The following is a 16114-nucleotide window of genomic DNA, read 5'->3' as shown; positions in this document are numbered from 1 at the left end:
CGTGAGTGGACCCCAAGGCGGGTAAAGGGCCGTGCGTCGCGGCGGGACGTACCCATGTACGTGTACACTTTCACCGTCTACAAGAGCAACGTTTACACCTCCGTGCGCTCTCGGTTCGGCCATGTCCGAGACCGTCCTGCTGATCGGTGGCGGCGGCCGCGAACACGCCATCGCGCGCGCGCTCGCCGACGACTGCGACCTCTACGCCTGCGCGTCGAACCGGAACCCCGGCATCGTCTCGCTCGCCGACGCGGTGGAGACGCTGGACGAGAGCGACCCCGAGGCCGTCGTCGCCTACGCCGAGGAAATCGACGCCGATCTCGCCGTCGTCGGTCCGGAGGGGCCGCTCGCGGCCGGCGTCGTGGACGCGCTCGACGAGGCCGGCGTCTACGCCTTCGGTCCGGAGGCCGCCGAGGCCCGCATCGAGACGGACAAACAGTTCCAGCGGGAGTTCATGGCCGAGCACGACGTCCCGGGGACGCCGTGGTTCGAGACGTTCGACGACGCCGACGCGGCCGCCGCGTTCGTCGAGGAACTGGCCGAGGATGGCGAGGACGCCGCCGTCAAGCCCGCGGGGCTCACGGGCGGGAAGGGCGTGCGCGTCACGGGTGATCAGGTGATGCACGCCGAGGCCGCCGACTACGTCCGCGAGAGCGGCCACGACGAGTGGGTGATCGAGGAGCGCCTCGTCGGCGAGGAGTTCACCGTGCAGGCGTTCGTCGCCAACGGCGAGGTGCGCCCGACGCTCGCCGTGCAGGACCACAAGCGCGCCTACGAGGGCGACGAGGGACCCAACACGGGCGGCATGGGGAGTTACAGCGACGTCGACGCGACGCTGCCCTTCATGGACCGGGCGGACTACGCGGACGCCGTCGAGATAATCGAGGCCGTCGTCGCGGCGCTCGACGGCTATCGGGGCGTCCTCTACGGCCAGTTCATGCTCACCGCCGAGGGCCCACGGGTCGTCGAGTTCAACGCGCGCTTCGGCGACCCCGAGGCGATGAACACCCTCCCCGTGCTCGACACGCCGTTTCTCGACGTTCTCACGGCGGCGCGCGACGGCGAGACGCTCCCGTCGCTCGACTTCACGGGCGAGGCCACCGTCTGCAAGTACGCCGTCCCCGAGGGCTACCCGACGGACCCCGAGGCGGGTGCGGAGGTGACGCTCGACGAGTCGAGCGTCGGCGACGCCCTCCTCTACTACGCGAGCGTCGACGCCCGCGAGGACGGCGTCTACACGACGACGTCGCGCTCCTTCGCCGTCGTCGGCCGCGGCGACACCATCGAGGCCGCCGAGTCGCAGGCGGAGTCCGCCCTCGACGGGCTCGGCGCGGGCTTCCGCGTCCGTCACGACGTCGGCAAACCCGCCCTCGTCCAGCGGCGCATCGACCACATCGACGAACTGCGCTGAGCGGCCCCACGACGCACCGAGTGCTCGGGCCCGCGGCGACGCTCGCCAGCGCCCCGTACTTATACGTAGGTGCCGGGCGAAGCGACGCGTATGGCAGACGACGAAGTCACCCGACTGCTGAAGAAGGCGTATCAGGACGAGATCGAGACGGTCATGAACTACATGACGAACTCCATCGTCCTCGACGGCGTCCGCGCCGAGGAGATCAAGGAGTCCCTCCAGGCGGACATCCAGGAGGAACTCGGACACGCGGAACAGCTCGGCAACCGCCTGAAGCAACTCGACGAGTCGCCGCCCGGCTCCGGTGCGTTCGAGGCCACGCAGGACACCCTCCAGCCGCCCGCGGACACGACGGACGTCGTCTCCGTCATCGAGGGCGTCCTCGACGCCGAGAACGACGCCATCGAGACGTATCGCGCGCTCATCGACGCCGCCGAGGCGGCCGACGACCCCGTCACCGAGGACCTCGCCACGGAACTCCTCGGGGACGAGGAGGCCCACCGCACCGAATTCCGCGGCTACCGCAAGGAGTACAAGGACTGAGAGTCCGGCCTCGACTCGCCCGTTCGACCGCGGCGTTCGACCCGCCTCCTCTTTCTACGCCCGTTCGACCGCGGCGTTCGACCCGCCTCCTCTTTCTACGCCCGACTCGGCGCGCCGTCGAGCGTCGCTGCGTACTCGCGGGCCCGTTCGCGGACCGCGTCGGCGTCCACGCCCGGGAACTCGCCGTCGTCGTAGCGGACGCGGCCGTCGACCATCGTGAAGGCGACGTCGTCGCCGTGGGCCGCGTAGACGAGGTGCGAGAGCACGTCGTGAATCGGCGTCGCGCGCGTCAGGTCCGTGTCGATGCCGACGACGTCGGCCTTCCACCCCTCGCGGAGTGCCCCCACGCGCTCGAAGCCCGCGGCCCGCGCGCCGTTGCGCGTCGCCATCTCGAACACCGCCGACGCGGGGAGCGCCGTCGGGTCGAGGTCCTCGACCTTCCCGAGGAGGCTCGCCTGGCGCATCTCCGTGAACGCGTCGAGCGTGTTGTTGCAGGGCGGCCCGTCGTTCCCGAGCGCGACGTTGATTCCCCGGTTCAGGTAGTCCCGGATCGGCGCGACCCCGGAGGCGAGTTTCATGTTCGAGGAGGGGCAGTGCGTGACGTGCGTCCCCGTCTCCGCGAGGAGTTCGCGCTCGGACTCGTCGGTCCAGACGCAGTGGGCGAGCACGACGTCCTCGCCCGTCACCCCCACCTCGTCGAGCCAGTGGACGTTGCGCATCCCCGTGTCCTCCTCGACGGTCTCGATCTCGCCGCGGTTCTCGCTCGCGTGCGTGTGGATGCGGACGCCGTCGTGACGGTCCGCGAGGTCGCGCGCCCCGCGCAGACACGCCTCCGTGCAGGAGACGGCGAAGCGCGGCGTCACCGCGTACCGTATCCGGTCGTCGTACGAGCCGTGATAGCGCTCGATGAGGCGCTCGGACTCCGCGAGCGCGGCCTCCGTCTCCTCCTCCAGGGCCTCGGGCGAGCGCTGATCCATCAGTACTTTCCCGAGGCGCGCGCGGATACCCGTCTCGCCCGCGGCCGCGATGGCCGCCCCGGCGTGGTTCACGGAGAGGTGGTCGATCACGGTCGTCGTCCCGCTCTCCAGGCATTCGAGGTAGCCCAACCGGGCGGCGACGCCCATCCCGTCGGCGTCGAGGTCTGCCTCCATCGGCAACACGGACTCGAAGAGCCAGTCGAGCAACTCGGTGTCGTCCGCGATTCCGCGCCCGAGGCTCTGGACGGAGTGGACGTGGCCGCCGACGAGGCCGGGCGCGACGACCCCGAACGCGCGGTGCTCGTGGTCCGGATAGGTCTCGACGAGGTCGGCGCGCTCCCCGACCGCCGCGATTCGCTCGCCCTCGACGACGACGCCGCCGTCCTCGACGACCGTCTCGGCGTCGACCACGACGGTTCCTGTGAGTAGCATCCCCGTTCCCGTCCGACCCCCAGCACCACCTGTCTTTCCCTCGTCGCCCGCGCTCGTCGCCACCGACACCGGCGACGCCGGCGGCGAGGCGAACCGTTATCGGACGCGGTCCCCGAACGCCGGCATGGACCTCTCCATCGTCGACCTCTCGCCCGTCCCCGACGGCGGCACGGCGGCGGACGCCTACGCGAACACCGTCGAGACGGCGCGACAGGCCGAACGCCTCGGCTATCGACGCGTCTGGGCGGCCGAACACCACGGGATGGCCGACCGCCTCGCCGGGACGACGCCCGAGGTCCTGCTCGGCCGCCTCGCCGGCGCGACCGACGAGGTCCGGCTGGGCACCGGCGCGATGCTCCTCAACCACTACAACCCGTTCAAGGCCGCCGAGACCTTCGGCGCGCTCGACGCCCTCGCGCCCGGGCGGATCGACGCCGGCCTCGGCCGCGCGAGCAACTCCCCCGCCGTCGACCGCGCGCTCGGGACGAAACGCCGCGTGCAGAACCCCGACGAGGACCACCGCGAGAAGATCGAGGCCGTCGTCAACCACCTCTACGACGACTACCCGACCGGCCACCCCTACGCGGACATCGAGATTCCGCGTGGTGATGCCGCCGCGCCCGCCCCGTGGGTGCTCGGCTCCGACCCGTCGAGCGCCGCCATCGCGGGCGAACTCGGCCTCCGCTACTGCTTCGCGGCGTTCATCCGCCCCGCGAACGCCGTCGCCTCGCTCGACGCCTACCGCGAGCACTTCGAGCCCGACGCGCTCCCCGGCGGCCCCGACGAACCGACGGGGATGGTCGCCGTGAACGCCGTCGCCGCGGAGACGGACGAGGCGGCCGCACGCCGCCGTGCGGTCGCCGAAGCCTCGTTCCAGCGCCTCGCGCGCGGCGAGGCCGGAACGACGCCGGACGTCGAGGACGCCATCGCCGAACTCGGCGGCGTCCCCGACCCCACGCCCGAGACGCTCGACGCCGACGAGTGGCCGCGCGCCATCTCCGGGAGCCCCGACACCCTCGCGGGCCTCCTCGACCAGCTCGCGGAGCGCGTCGGCGTCGACGAACTGATGATCCAACACGTCGTCCCCGACCACGAGACGGCGCTCGACTCCCACGCGCGCATCGCCGCGGGCGTCGGCCTCGACGAGCGGGCGTAGGCGGTACCGGGCGGACGGTGGGAGGCGACGCTGGGCGGGTGTGAAAAGGCGACGCTGAGCGGACAGCGGTAGGCGGTACTGGGCGAGGGCTGTGCGGAGAGACGACGCAGCTGCGAACGTCCGCGACCCGAGCGGTTCGATAGAACCCGGGAGGGTCGCGGTTCAGCACGCGAGCGAAGCGAGCGTGGACCGACGAACCCCCCGTAGGGGGGTGAGGACGGTTTTGGTGGAGCTTTTGCCAGAGCGCCCCCGGGGCGCTCGCGGCAAAAGGTCCGTTAGTAGTGGCGCTCTTTCGGCTCGTAGGTCTGGTTCTCGCCTTCGAGGAGCGCGGGGCGGTACCAGAGTTCGGGGGTGCCGTCGTTCCACGAGATCATCGTGTGCTTGAGCCACTCGTCGTCGCGGCGCTCCTGGTACTCCTTGCGCCAGTGCGCGCCGCGGAACTCCTCGCGGGCGAGCGCGCCCATGGCGATGGTCTCGGCGGCGTCGATGACGTTCCGCGTTTCGATGGTGTGCTGGAGGTCGGTGTTGAACGTCCGGGACTTGTCGGCGACGTAGACGTCCTGATACTCCTCGCGGGCCTCGCGGATGGTTTCGAGGGAGTCCTCGATGGCGCTCTCCTCCCGGAAGACGTTGACGTTGGCGGTCATGCTCTTCTGAATCTTCGAGCGGACCTCCGCGTGGTTGACGCCCTCCTCCTTTTCGAGGAGCCCCTCGATGCGCTCGGTTTCGGCCTCGCGGGCGGTCTCGACGACCTCCTCGGGGGTGTCGCCGGAGACGACGGCGGAGGAGGCGGCGAGCGCGCCGGGTTCGACGGGGAAGTCGACGTCGCTCTCCTCGATGCCCTCGGCGTCGTCGGTCTTGCCGACGGGAATCTCGGGTTCGCCGAGGTCCTCGCCGGCGGCGTGCTTGCCCGCGCGCGCGCCGAAGACGAGGAGTTCGGGGAGGGCGTTCCCCCCGAGGCGGTTGGAGCCGTGGACGGAGACGCAGGCGACCTCGCCGACGGCGTAGAGGCCGTCGATGCAGGTCTCGCCGTGCTCGTTCGTCTCGACGCCGCCCATCTCGTAGTGGTGGCCGGGCTTGACCGGCATCGGATTTTCGAGGCCGTCGACGCCCTCGAAGTCCTCGGCGAGGTGGAGGATGTTTTCGAGGCGGTCCATGATGCGCTCCTCGCCGAGGTGGCGCATGTCGAGGTGGACGTACTCGTCGTCGACGCCGCGGCCCGCGTTTATCTCGGTGAGTTCGCCGCGGGAGACGACGTCGCGGGAGGCGAGTTCGCCGTCGTTGGTCGCGTAGCCGTACTCGAACATGAGGCGTTCGCCCTCGGAGTTGTAGAGGATGCCGCCCTCACCGCGGGTCCCCTCGGAGATGAGGACGCCCGTGGAGGGGAGCGTGGTGGGGTGGAACTGGACGAACTCCATGTCCTCGATGGGGACGCCGGCACGATAGGCCATGGCGACGCCGTCGGCGGTGTTGGCGACGGCGTTCGTCGTGTGGTCGAAGACCTGCCCGTCGCCGCCGGTGGCGAGGATGGTGCCCTCGCGCCCGCGGAAGCCCGCGATTTCGCCGGTCTGGATGTCCCAGGCGACGCAGCCGTAACACTCGCGGTCGTTCGGGTCGTCCTCGTCGGTGACGGCGACGCGGGTGACGTACCACTCGTCGTAGACCGTGATTCCGCGCTTGACGACCTGCTCGTAGAGCGTGTGGAGGAGGTGGTGACCCGTCTCCGCGCCCGCGTAGGTGGTGCGTGGGAAGGAGAGCCCGCCGAAGGGGCGCTGGCTCATCCGACCGTCCTCCTCGCGAGAGAAGGGCATCCCCCAGTTCTCCAGCTGGACGACGTTGTCCGGGGCGTCCTGCGCGAGCGTCTCCGCCGCGGGGGCGTCCGTGATGTAGTCGCCGCCCTTGACGGTGTCGTAGGCGTGCAGCTCCCAGTCGTCGCCCTCGCGGAGCGCCGCGTTGATGCCGCCCTCGGCCGCGCCCGTGTGCGAGCGGACCGGGTGGAGTTTCGTGACGATTGCCACGTCCGCGCCGGCTTCGTGTGCGCCGATGGCCGCGCGGAGACCCGCGCCGCCGCCACCGACGACGATGACGTCGTGTTCGTACATATCTTACCAGAATTTGAGGTTCGACTTCACGGCTTCGCGTTTGAGTTCCTGAATGTGCTCGGTGAGCGGGATGTCCTTCGGACAGACCGTCGTGCAGGAGAACTGGGTCTGACAGCGCCAGACGCCGTGCTCCTGCTCGATTATCTTCAGGCGCTCCTCCTGGCGCTCGTCGTCCTCGCGCTCGTCGAAGTAGAAGCGGTAGGCCTTGTTTATCGCTGCGGGGCCGAGGTACTGGTTGTCCCCGGCGGCGACGTTACAGGAGGACATGCACGCGCCACACCAGATACAGCGCGTGCTCATCTTGATCTTCTCGCGGTTCTCACGACTCTGGAGCTGCTCGCCGTCGGGCTCCTCGGTGGGGCTGAAGTAGGGTTCGACGGCGTCCATCTGGTCGTAGAAGTGGTCCATGTCCACGACGAGGTCCTTTACGACCTCGCGGTGGGGGAGCGGTTCGACGCGGACGGTGTCGGAGTTCGAGAGGTCCGCGACCTGCGTCTGACAGCCGAGGCGCTGCGAGCCGTTGATGAACAGCGCGTCGCTCCCGCAGACGGCCTGCCGGCAGGAGTGCCGGAAGGTGAGACTGGAGTCGTACGTGTCGCGGGCGTAGATGAGCGCGTCGAGGACGGTGATACCGGGTTCGCGCGGGACGTGGAACGTGTCGAAGCGCGGTTCCTGTTTCTCCGCGACCTCGGGGTCGTATCGGAAGACCTTGAGGGTGATCGCGTCCTCACCGACGTCCGGTGTCGAGGACGCCTCCTCACGCTCGGCGGCGCGTTCTTCCTTGCGAGCCATCCGTTCTGCCTGCGGGTCCGTCTCGTCGGTGTCGGGTGTCTGAGTACTCATTGTTATGCACTGGCCCCCATGAGGGCGAGAGCGACGCGAATCCCCTGCACGAAGACGAGGACGCCCGCGACGACGAGCACCCACTTGGCGACGCGCTTGGGCGTGCCGGTGATGCCCTGATTGACGAGCGCGTTGTAGACGCCGTTGGTGCCGTGGAACGTCGCGGCCGCGAGGAACAGCACCATCGTGATGAAGTAGGCGGGGACGCTGTAGCGCGCGGCGCTGCCGCCGAAGGTGATCTCCGGGGCGTGGTGGTAGAAGTGGAGGAGGAGGAAGTGGAAAGCGAGCGTGACGACGAGGAACGCGGCGCTGATCCGCTGGAGGAACCAGCGCGTGCTCCCGCCGCTGAACGAGGAGTAGCGTTCCGCCATCGCTAGAGACCCTCCAGGAAGACGGGGACGCTCGCCACGACGATGATCCCGGTGAGGATCAGCGACGCGTAGAAGCTCTTTTCTTGCGTGTCGAGGTCCAACCCCACCCCGAGGTCGATGAAGAGGAGGCGGATCCCGTTGAAGATGTGGAAGACGGCGACCGCGAGGAGGCCGACCTCCAGCACCCGGACGACGGCTAGCTGTTCGAGGCCTTGGAGCGTGTTCGTGTAGGCCGCGTCGCCGCTCAGCGCGGAGCTGAGAACGGCGATGTGGGTGAAGAGGTACCCGATGAGAACCCACCCGGTGAACTTGTGGAACACCCAGGCCCACATGCCGGCCGAGAACTCCCGCCAGCGGCCGAAGTCCTCGACGAGGCCCCGATTGTGCGACTGACTCATACCATCGAGAACTCCTTACCGGGCGCACATAGAAGTTTCTAACCCGGTACGATGGTACGGTGTGTCGAACGCGCGCCGATACTGCCTTCAGACGTCGTCTCGGGGCCGTTCCGGGAGCGTGCCGTTCCGTGCGCGCTCGTAGGCCCGGATCGTCGGCTCGTCGAGTTCGACGAGGTGGCAGAGCGGATTGCCCGGGTAGACGACGGGGTTCTCCAGGACGCCGACGAGCAGGCCGTCGAAGGGCGCGGTGACGCGCACCGTCTCCGTCTTGAACGGGTTCGTGATGGTGCAGACGACGTCGCCCTCGCGGACGAGCTCGCCCCGGTCGTGGAGCATCTCGACGATGCCGCCGGCGTCCGCGCGCAGCCACGTCTTCTGGTCGCGCGAGACGACGGTGCGCCAGCCGGGCCAGCGGACCGGCTCGGCGGGGTGGCAGTCGTACTCGGCGAGGACGGACGCGACGCCGTCGAGCGCGCGGTCGATGAACTCCCGCTCGAAGCGGTGCGCTTGGCCCATCTCGACCGTTATCGTCGGCGTCCCGCCGTCGCAGGCCGCGCCGCGGAGCGACCCCGTGGGGCCCGCGCCGTCGATGATGACGTTCGAGCCGAAGGCGCGCGCGAGGCGGGCGACCTCGGGGTCGTCCATGTCCGCCCGAACGTGGAGCATGTTGGTGCGCCCGCGCGTCGACGTGTGGAAGTCGAGGCCGTAGTCGCAGGGTTCGACGAACTCCTCGTAGAGGCGGGCGGCCATCCGGTCGGCGCTCGTCCCCGTCTCGCTCCCCGGGAACGAGCGGTTGAGGTCGCGGTCGTAGACGGGGAGGTAGCGCTGTTGGGCGATGAAGCCCGGGACGTTGAGTACCGGAAGGCAGACGAGCGTCCCGTGGAGGTTCGCGTCCGGCCAGTCCTGCGCGACGGTCCGGACGACCTCGATGCCGTTGAGCTCGTCGCCGTGGATGGCGGCGGAGAGGAAGACGGTGGGACCCGGCTCCGCCCCGTTGCGGATCGTCACGGGGAGCCGGACGGGGTCGCCGAGGTACGTCTCGCTGATGGCGTACCGGAGGTTCTTCGTCTCCCCGGGTTCGACCCGCCCGTCCGCGTACGTGAACGCGCCGTCGCCGTCTGGCATACTCGCCCTCGGGTCGGCGCGGGCATAAAGTGGGTGGCTGCGTCGGCAGACGACGGCGCCCGTCGCGTCGCCGTATTTCGCGTCCGCCGTCGACGCCCGTCTCGCGGCACGCCCGCCCGTGCACGCTCGCGTGTCTTCTCGCTCACGCGTGCCTCCGCCTGACGCACTGCCGACCGCACCGGCATCGTTTTGCCGGGCGCGTGGCGAACTACGGGGTAATGACCGACGAGCCCGTGACCGTCGGGGTGCTCAGCCTCCACACGAGCAAGGAGACGAAGGCGATCCTCAACGCCGTCGAGGCCCTCGGCCACCGCGGCGTCTGGCTCCGCGAGGAGAACCTCGGCGTCTCCATCGAGGACGGCGAGGCGACCCTCGAACCCGACGTCGACGTCGTGGCGAACCGCCTCCTCCTCTCGAACACCGAACACCCCGCGGAGCTCCTCGGCATCGCGGGGACGCTCGCGCGCCTCCGCCCGACGCTGAACGAACCCGAACACGTCCTGACGGCGTTCCACAAGTTCTCAACGGCCGCGGCGCTCTCGAACGCGGGCGTCCCCGTCCCGGACGCCTACCTCGCGCTCGGGGCCGACCGGATGAACGACGCGCGCGGGCGCTTCGGCGAGGAGGCCGTCTACAAGACCGCCATCGGGACGCACGGCGGCGGCACGTGGAAGGTCGGCCGCGACGAGGAGGTCAACCCCGTCGTCGGCGAGCGCTACGCGTTCCTCCAGGACCTCATCGAGCGCGACGCCGAGGCGCACGCGGACCTGCGTATCTACGTCGTGAACGGCGAGGTCGTCGCCGCGATGCGGCGCTACGCCCCCGAGAACGACTGGCGGACGAACGTCGCGCTCGGCGGGGCCGTCGAGGGCATCGACGACCTCCCCGACGAGGTCCGCGACATCGCCGCCGAATCCGCGGCGGTCGTCGGCCTCGACTACGCGGGCGTCGACGTCGTCGAGGGCGACGACGGCTGGTTCGTCCTCGAAGTCAACCCCACCGCGGGCTTCAAGGGGCTCTTCGAGGCGACGGGCGTCAGCCCCGCCCCGGACATCGCGCGCCTCGCCATCGAGGAGGCCGGCGGCGCGGTGGACGACGAGGACGTCGCGGCTCTTCGTTCGAACTTCGACACGTCGACGCCGACCGGGATGCCCCGGACGGCCATCGAGACCTCGGAGCCGGGCCGCGTCGTCGGCTACACGGAGGAGGTGCTCGTCTCGGGGACGAGCGGGACCGAGCGCACCGTCTCGAAGTCCGACACGGGCGCGTCGCGGACGTCCATCGACACGAAGCTCGCGGCGAAGATCGGCGCGGGCCCGATCAAGTCGATGACGAAGGTGAAGTCCGGGAGCGTGAAGTCCGGGAAGTCCCGTCCCGTCGTCGACATCGTCGTCGGCGTCGGCGGCGACCGCCACACCGTCGCGGCCTCCTTGGAGGACCGCTCGCACATGGACTACCCGCTTCTCCTCGGTCGGGACATCCTCAAGCACTACCAGGTGGACGTCACGCGGCGCTTCGAGGACGACGCGACCGCCGACCAGGACGAGGAAGAGGAGGAGTCGCTGGAATGACATCCTCCCCGGCGTGAACGCCGGGGTTTCCTCACGCTGGGGGTATCGACTACCGGCCCACGGAGGCAACTTGCGGGTTCGTGCGCTCCTCGTTGGAACAAGAGCGTGGTGACTCTGACCAGTCGTGGTCGTTCCACTTGAGGCGCACAGGCCGTGCCATCGGCCGTGATACCGTCGTCTGCCGTTGACGAGACGCGAAGCGTCTCGTTAACGCCGTGAACGGCGGGACTCTCTCCTTGATTCAGGTAGCGCGCCGTCCTTTCTCAGCCGTCTCCGGGTGGCCGCGACGTCCCGCCCCGCGACGCCTCGCTACTGTGCCTTCCAGACGTAGCGCGTCGCGTAGCTCCGATACGGCGCCCACGCCTCGGCGTACGCGCGCATCTCGGCGCGCGTCTCGTGGCCGTAGAGGGTCGCCATTCCCTTGCGGACGCCGAGGTCGCCGACGGGGAAGACGTCCTCGCGGCCGAGGGCGAAGAGTAGGAACATGTTCGCGGTCCAGTCGCCGACGCCGTAGACGTCGCCGAGTTCGGCGCGCACCTCGTCGTTCGTCAGCCCCTCGAAGTCGGCGTGGGCGATGCCCTCGGGGTAGCGCTCGGCGAGTTCGCGGAGGGCGCGGACCTTCGTGTCGCTGAGGCCGACGTCGCGGAGCGTCGCGTCGTCGGCGGCGCGCAGGCTGTCGGGGTCGAAGTCGACGCGCTCGCGGAGGCGCTCGCGGACGGCGGCGGCGGATTCGAGCGAGACCGATTGGTTCGTGACCGCGACGACGAGGCGCTCGAAGGGGTCGTCGGCGCGCTCGGGACCGAGCTCGCCGTGTTCCTCGTAGAGCGGACGGAGCGCGTCGTCGGCGCGGACGACGGCGTACGGGTCGGTGTCGTCGTCTGTGTCGGCCATACCCGGGTTTCGTGCGGCGGCCGGCTATGCGTGTCGGTCGGGGCGAGGCACAACGTTCAGGGTGGCGGCCGCGGTGGGTCGGACATGGACTTAGAGGAGGTCGAGCGCGTCGCGGTGTTGGGTGCCGGGACGATGGGCCACGGCATCGCGGAGGTCGCGGCGCTGGCCGGCTTCGACGTCGCGTTGCGGGACATCCGCGAGGAGTTCGTGCAGGCGGGCTACGAGCGCGCCGAGACGAGTCTCTCGCGGCTCGCGGAGCGCGACGAGCTCACGTCGGCGGAGGCGGACGCGGCGCTGGAGCGCATCGAGCCAGTCGTCGAGTTGGAGGCGGCGGTGACGGACGCGGACGTCGTCATCGAGACCGTCCCGGAGAAACGCGACGTGAAGCGCAACGTCTACCGCGAGGTCGACCAGTACCTCGGCGAGGACGCGATTCTGACGACGAACACGTCCGCGCTCTCGATAACGGAGCTCTCCGAGGTCATCGACCGCCCGGAGTCGTTCTGCGGGATGCACTTCTTCAATCCGCCCGTTCGGATGCAGCTCGTCGAGGTGACGCCGGGCGCGCACACGCACGACGAGACGGTGGAGACGGTGATGGGGCTCGCGCGGGCGATGGGGAAGACGCCGATGCGGGTGGCGCGCGACGAACCCGGCTTCGTGGTCAACCGCGTCGTCGCACCGCTGTTGAACGAGGCGGCGTGGCTCGTCCACGAGGGCGTCGCGAGCGCCGAGGAGGTGGACGCGACGGCGCGCTACGGCATCGGCCTGCCGAACGGCGTCCTCCGGCTCGCGGACGACATCGGCCTCGACGTGCTCTCGGACGTCCTCGGTTACCTCCACGAGGAGCTCGGCGCGGCCTACGAGCCCTGTCCGCTCCTCCTCGAACACGTCGAGGCGGGCGACCTCGGCGAGAAGACGGGCGCGGGGTTCTACGAGTACGACGAGGACGGTCAGCCGGTCTCGGAGATACCGTCGGACGCCGTCCGTGACGACGTCGAAGAGCGGTTGCTCGCCGTGATGGCGAACGAGACGGCGAAGCTCGTCGGCGCGGACGCGGCCGACCCCACGGAGGTCGACGAGGCGCTGATGCTCGGCGCGGGGTTCCCGGAGGGCCCGGGGAAGCTCGCCGACCGGGCGGGGCTCGCCTCGCTCTACGAGACGCTCGCGGAGGCGCGCTCGGACGCGCCGCGCTACGAGCCGGCTGAGGAACTCGTCGAGCGTGCGGGTGCGGGCGAGAACTTCCACCACGAGATATCGGACACGGACGGGGACTCGTTCGGCGACCTCACCCTCGACATCACGGACCGGGTGGGGCACGTCACGCTCGACCGGCCGCATCGGGGGAACACCGTCACGCGCGACCTCCTCGACGAGCTCGTCGAGGCCGTCGAGACCCTGGAGGCCGACCCGGAGGTGCGCGCGATACTCCTCACGGGTGCGGGCGAGGGGACGTTCTGCGTGGGTGCGGACATCCAGCGTATCGCGGGCGACGCGGACGCCATCGACGGCGTCGAGCTCGCGCGCCAGGGCCAGCAGGCGTTCGCGGCCCTGGAGGAGTGCGACATGCCGGTGGTCGCCGGAATCGACGGCGACTGCTTCGGCGGCGGGATGGAGCTCGCGGCGGCGGCGGACCTCCGCGTCGCCGGTCACGACGCGTCGCTCGGGCAGACCGAGCACGACTTCGGGCTCCTCCCGGGTTGGGGCGGGACGCAGCGTCTCCCCGACCTGATAGGCGAGAGTCGGGCGACGGAGGTCATCCTCACCGCGAACCGCTACGACGCGGAGACGATGGCGCGCTACGGGTTCGTGAACGAGGTCGTCGAGACGGACGCCGTCGAGGACGAGGCGCTCGAACTCGCGCGCGACCTCGCCGCCGGCCCGCCGGTCGCACAGCGCTACACGAAGCGCGCGATTCGCGCCGGCCGCGAGAGCCGCACCGCCGGACTCGAAGTCGAGGCGCACGCCTTCGGTCAGCTGTTGAACACGGAGGACCTCGTCGAGGGCGTCGCGGCGTACCTCGGCGACCACGAACCGACGTTCGAGGGGAAGTAGCGGAAGTAGCGGAGGTCGCGCCGCGGTCGGTGTCAGTCCGTGCCGGCGCTCTCGGGTGCGGAGACGGCGGTGCGGAGCGTCCCGCCGCTGACGAGGAGGCCGCCGACGGCGAGGGCGACGACGAGCGCGCCGAGGAAGAAGGGGACCGTCGTCCCGTAGTGGCCGCCGAGGTAGCCGGAGATGATCGGGGCGAACGCGGCGCCCGACCAGCGCAGACAGTTGTACGACGCGGAGGAGATCGAGCGCGAGAAGGGCGAGACCTCGATGGCGAGCGTCGTGAGCACGGCGTTCGAGATGCCACAGAAGAGCCCGGAGACGACGACGAGCGCGAGGCGGGCGGTCGGACCGGCGACGCCCATCGCGGCGAGGACGACGATGAACCCGGCGAGCGTCCCCCCGATGGTCGTCACGGCACCGTAGCGCGAGACGAGGCGGCTGGAGACGGCGACCGAGCCGAGGGCGAGCATCGCTCCCCAGCCGAAGAAGACGAGGCCGAGGCCGATGGCCCCGATGTCGAGCGTCAGCGGGGTGTACGCGAGGACGACGAAGAAGCCGAACGTGTAGAGGAGCCCGACGAGCGCGTTCCCGAGCACGGCGGGGTGACGAAGCGCGCCGAGGACGTCACGGACGCTCTGGTCGTGTTCTTCGCCCTCCGGCGACTCGACCGTGAAGATAGTGATGAGGAGGCCGACGGCCGCGAGCGCGGACGCGGCGAAGAAGGGGTAGCGCCACGAGAGCGACCCGAGGAAGCCGCCGATGAGCGGGCCGGAGGCGATACCCATCCCGAGCGCGCCCTCGAAGAGCGTGATGGAGGAGGCGGTGTCGCCCCGCGAGAGGCCGACGATGATGGCGAGGACGGTCGTCGTGAAGAGCGCGTTCCCGAGCCCCCAGCCGCCCCGGAGGAGCGCGAGCGCGTCGATGGACGGCGCGAGCCCGCAGAGTCCGGCGAAGACGACGACGAGGCCGACGCCGACGGTCATCGTCCGCTTGTCGCCGAGTCGCGTGGCAATCGGGCCGGAGAAGAGCATGGCAATCGCCATGACGAGAATGTAGCTCGTGAACAGCAGTTCGACCATCGTGTGTGAGGCGCCCATCGCCGCCGCAATCGTCGGCAGCACGGGGTCGACGACCCCGATTCCGAGGAAGACGACGTACGTCGCGAACGCCGCCGCCAACACGCCCGGACGGAAGCGCCGTAGTGTCGAGAGAGGAGACATTACGTCGAAGGGACGAACGCGGGGGGTAAAGGAACCCCGGAACCGCTCGGCGTTGCCGAGAACGGGGTGGTAGCGAGCGCCACGGTATCGCTCGCCATATCGCCGCGCAGCTGGTCGGTTCAGCCCGCCCGGGGTCGTCTGGCTCCGGACCCGCGTGCCGCGCGGCTCTTCTTCTCTCGCTCGCCGACGTGAACGAAATACCCGGAAGCGGGTCGACGATTCGTCAGGGAGTTCGGCCGCGAACGCGTTAGAAAACAACGAATACGGCCAATACAATCGCGTTCCTGTCGAGTTCGTGAACGACTATCGGGACGCCGACTGGCTCCGCGAGCAGTACGTCGAGCGCGGCCGGACGCAACGCGGACTCGCCGAGGCGTGCGACGTCACGCCGCGCACGATACGGCGGTGGATGAACCGTCACGGTATCGAGACCCGCGACGTCGCGGGCGAGAACCACGGGCTGTACGGGCGCGAACGCGACGACGAGGTGCGAGCGCGCATCTCCGAGTCGATGCGGGGCCGCGAGTTCGACGCGGAGACGCGCGAGAGACTCGCCGACGCGAAGCGCGGGACGACCGTCCCGGACGATGTCCGCGAGCGTATCGGTGACTCGTTGGCGGGCCGTTCGAAGAGCGCGGAGACGCGGCGCCGGATGAGCGAGGGGCACTTGGGGCATCCGAATCCGGAGTGGGAGAACGACGGGTCACCACTCTACGGTGCGGGATGGGCGGATGCCCGTGAGTACGTCCGGAACCGCGACGAGGTGTGCCAGCACTGTGGTGGTGATGGCTCGGAGTACGACCTCGAAGTCCATCATCTCGTTCCAGTTCGGCTCTTTCGGGTGTGGGATCGACCCGACGTCTCGGACGCCCATGCCCATCGGAACCTCGTGCTCCTCTGTCAGCGCTGTCACGTCAAGGCCGAGCACGGCCTCATCGACGTCGAGCGGGTCGAGAGACCCTTGTGAAGATCACGCAGGGACACCGCGGTTCGACGGGTTTATTATTTCCCCGCGGGAAAAA

At 69.8% G+C, this 16114-nt stretch carries 14 protein-coding genes and 1 pseudogene; 6 read left to right on the top strand and 9 right to left on the bottom strand.

Annotated elements, in window-relative coordinates:
- The first annotated feature begins 121 nt into the window (after positions 1-121).
- Entirely contained in the window at positions 122-1411 is a 1290-nt protein-coding gene (gene purD / locus IEX84_RS00380) for a phosphoribosylamine--glycine ligase (protein ID WP_188868999.1), read from the top strand.
- 90 nt (positions 1412-1501) lie between these two features.
- On the top strand, positions 1502-1954 hold the full coding sequence (locus IEX84_RS00375) for a ferritin-like domain-containing protein (RefSeq protein ID WP_188868998.1): 453 nt from the start codon (positions 1502-1504) through the stop codon (positions 1952-1954).
- Between the two features lie 95 nt (positions 1955-2049).
- Here the strand turns inward: IEX84_RS00375 and IEX84_RS00370 are convergent, their stop codons facing one another.
- Entirely contained in the window at positions 2050-3363 is a 1314-nt protein-coding gene (locus IEX84_RS00370) for a 5'-deoxyadenosine deaminase (RefSeq protein ID WP_188868997.1), read from the bottom strand.
- A gap of 124 nt (positions 3364-3487) precedes the next feature.
- Between IEX84_RS00370 and IEX84_RS00365 the strand changes: the two genes are divergently transcribed.
- Positions 3488-4519 (top strand): MsnO8 family LLM class oxidoreductase, encoded by a 1032-nt coding sequence (locus IEX84_RS00365; RefSeq protein WP_188868996.1) that lies wholly within the window; start codon positions 3488-3490, stop codon positions 4517-4519.
- A gap of 275 nt (positions 4520-4794) precedes the next feature.
- On the opposite strand, the gene IEX84_RS00360 is transcribed toward IEX84_RS00365, so the two are convergent.
- The 5 genes from IEX84_RS00360 to IEX84_RS00340 all read right to left on the bottom strand — a co-directional run bounded on the left by IEX84_RS00360 (position 4795) and on the right by IEX84_RS00340 (position 9358).
- On the bottom strand, positions 4795-6621 hold the full coding sequence (locus IEX84_RS00360; protein ID WP_188868995.1) for an FAD-binding protein: 1827 nt from the start codon (positions 6619-6621) through the stop codon (positions 4795-4797).
- 3 nt (positions 6622-6624) lie between these two features.
- Entirely contained in the window at positions 6625-7464 is an 840-nt protein-coding gene (locus IEX84_RS00355) for a succinate dehydrogenase/fumarate reductase iron-sulfur subunit (RefSeq protein ID WP_188868994.1), read from the bottom strand.
- 2 nt (positions 7465-7466) lie between these two features.
- On the bottom strand, positions 7467-7835 hold the full coding sequence (locus IEX84_RS00350; RefSeq protein WP_188868993.1) for a succinate dehydrogenase hydrophobic membrane anchor subunit: 369 nt from the start codon (positions 7833-7835) through the stop codon (positions 7467-7469).
- A 2-nt stretch (positions 7836-7837) separates the two neighbouring features.
- Positions 7838-8233 carry a succinate dehydrogenase, cytochrome b556 subunit gene (gene sdhC / locus IEX84_RS00345; protein WP_188868992.1) on the bottom strand — a complete coding sequence of 132 codons (396 nt, stop codon included), beginning with the start codon at positions 8231-8233 and terminating at the stop codon, positions 7838-7840.
- Positions 8234-8320: 87 nt separating this feature from the next.
- Positions 8321-9358, bottom strand: coding sequence for a succinylglutamate desuccinylase/aspartoacylase family protein (locus tag IEX84_RS00340; protein ID WP_188868991.1), 1038 nt, complete (start codon positions 9356-9358; stop codon positions 8321-8323).
- A gap of 218 nt (positions 9359-9576) precedes the next feature.
- Here IEX84_RS00340 and IEX84_RS00335 point away from each other — a divergent pair, with 218 nt between their 5' ends.
- Positions 9577-10929, top strand: coding sequence for an ATP-grasp domain-containing protein (locus tag IEX84_RS00335; RefSeq protein WP_188868990.1), 1353 nt, complete (start codon positions 9577-9579; stop codon positions 10927-10929).
- 49 nt (positions 10930-10978) lie between these two features.
- On the opposite strand, the pseudogene IEX84_RS14540 reads toward IEX84_RS00335, so the two are convergent.
- A pseudogene (locus IEX84_RS14540) lies at positions 10979-11137 on the bottom strand (IS200/IS605 family transposon protein TnpB); the annotation flags it as partial.
- A 101-nt stretch (positions 11138-11238) separates the two neighbouring features.
- Entirely contained in the window at positions 11239-11820 is a 582-nt protein-coding gene (locus IEX84_RS00330) for a DNA-3-methyladenine glycosylase family protein (protein ID WP_188868989.1), read from the bottom strand.
- A gap of 84 nt (positions 11821-11904) precedes the next feature.
- On the opposite strand from IEX84_RS00330, the gene IEX84_RS00325 reads away from it, so the two are divergent.
- A complete protein-coding gene (locus tag IEX84_RS00325) occupies positions 11905-13875 on the top strand; it encodes a 3-hydroxyacyl-CoA dehydrogenase/enoyl-CoA hydratase family protein (protein WP_188868988.1) in 1971 nt (656 codons plus the stop codon).
- Positions 13876-13907: 32 nt separating this feature from the next.
- Here IEX84_RS00325 and IEX84_RS00320 read toward each other — a convergent pair whose 3' ends face one another.
- Positions 13908-15092 carry an MFS transporter gene (locus IEX84_RS00320; RefSeq protein WP_188868987.1) on the bottom strand — a complete coding sequence of 395 codons (1185 nt, stop codon included), beginning with the start codon at positions 15090-15092 and terminating at the stop codon, positions 13908-13910.
- A 295-nt stretch (positions 15093-15387) separates the two neighbouring features.
- Between IEX84_RS00320 and IEX84_RS00315 the strand changes: the two genes are divergently transcribed.
- Positions 15388-16059, top strand: coding sequence for an HNH endonuclease (locus IEX84_RS00315; RefSeq protein ID WP_188868986.1), 672 nt, complete (start codon positions 15388-15390; stop codon positions 16057-16059).
- Positions 16060-16114: the final 55 nt, after the last annotated feature.

The sequence above is a fragment of the Halarchaeum rubridurum genome, assembly GCF_014647115.1.
Taxonomy (GTDB): Archaea; Halobacteriota; Halobacteria; order Halobacteriales; family Halobacteriaceae; genus Halarchaeum; species Halarchaeum rubridurum.
This window is presented reverse-complemented; position numbering and strand designations above follow the sequence as displayed.

Excerpts from the sequence above, each read along its gene's own strand:
- IEX84_RS00360 (WP_188868995.1), bottom strand. The coding sequence starts at position 6,621 with ATGTACGAACACGACGTCATCGTCGTCGGTGGCGGCGGCGCGGGTCTC.
- IEX84_RS00330 (WP_188868989.1), bottom strand. The coding sequence starts at position 11,820 with ATGGCCGACACAGACGACGACACCGACCCGTACGCCGTCGTCCGCGCC.
- IEX84_RS00350 (WP_188868993.1), bottom strand. The coding sequence starts at position 7,835 with ATGGCGGAACGCTACTCCTCGTTCAGCGGCGGGAGCACGCGCTGGTTC.
- IEX84_RS00320 (WP_188868987.1), bottom strand. The coding sequence starts at position 15,092 with ATGTCTCCTCTCTCGACACTACGGCGCTTCCGTCCGGGCGTGTTGGCG.
- IEX84_RS00355 (WP_188868994.1), bottom strand. The coding sequence starts at position 7,464 with ATGAGTACTCAGACACCCGACACCGACGAGACGGACCCGCAGGCAGAA.
- IEX84_RS00370 (WP_188868997.1), bottom strand. The coding sequence starts at position 3,363 with ATGCTACTCACAGGAACCGTCGTGGTCGACGCCGAGACGGTCGTCGAG.
- purD (WP_188868999.1), top strand. The coding sequence starts at position 122 with ATGTCCGAGACCGTCCTGCTGATCGGTGGCGGCGGCCGCGAACACGCC.
- IEX84_RS00340 (WP_188868991.1), bottom strand. The coding sequence starts at position 9,358 with ATGCCAGACGGCGACGGCGCGTTCACGTACGCGGACGGGCGGGTCGAA.
- sdhC (WP_188868992.1), bottom strand. The coding sequence starts at position 8,233 with ATGAGTCAGTCGCACAATCGGGGCCTCGTCGAGGACTTCGGCCGCTGG.
- IEX84_RS00335 (WP_188868990.1), top strand. The coding sequence starts at position 9,577 with ATGACCGACGAGCCCGTGACCGTCGGGGTGCTCAGCCTCCACACGAGC.
- IEX84_RS00325 (WP_188868988.1), top strand. The coding sequence starts at position 11,905 with ATGGACTTAGAGGAGGTCGAGCGCGTCGCGGTGTTGGGTGCCGGGACG.
- IEX84_RS00365 (WP_188868996.1), top strand. The coding sequence starts at position 3,488 with ATGGACCTCTCCATCGTCGACCTCTCGCCCGTCCCCGACGGCGGCACG.
- IEX84_RS00375 (WP_188868998.1), top strand. The coding sequence starts at position 1,502 with ATGGCAGACGACGAAGTCACCCGACTGCTGAAGAAGGCGTATCAGGAC.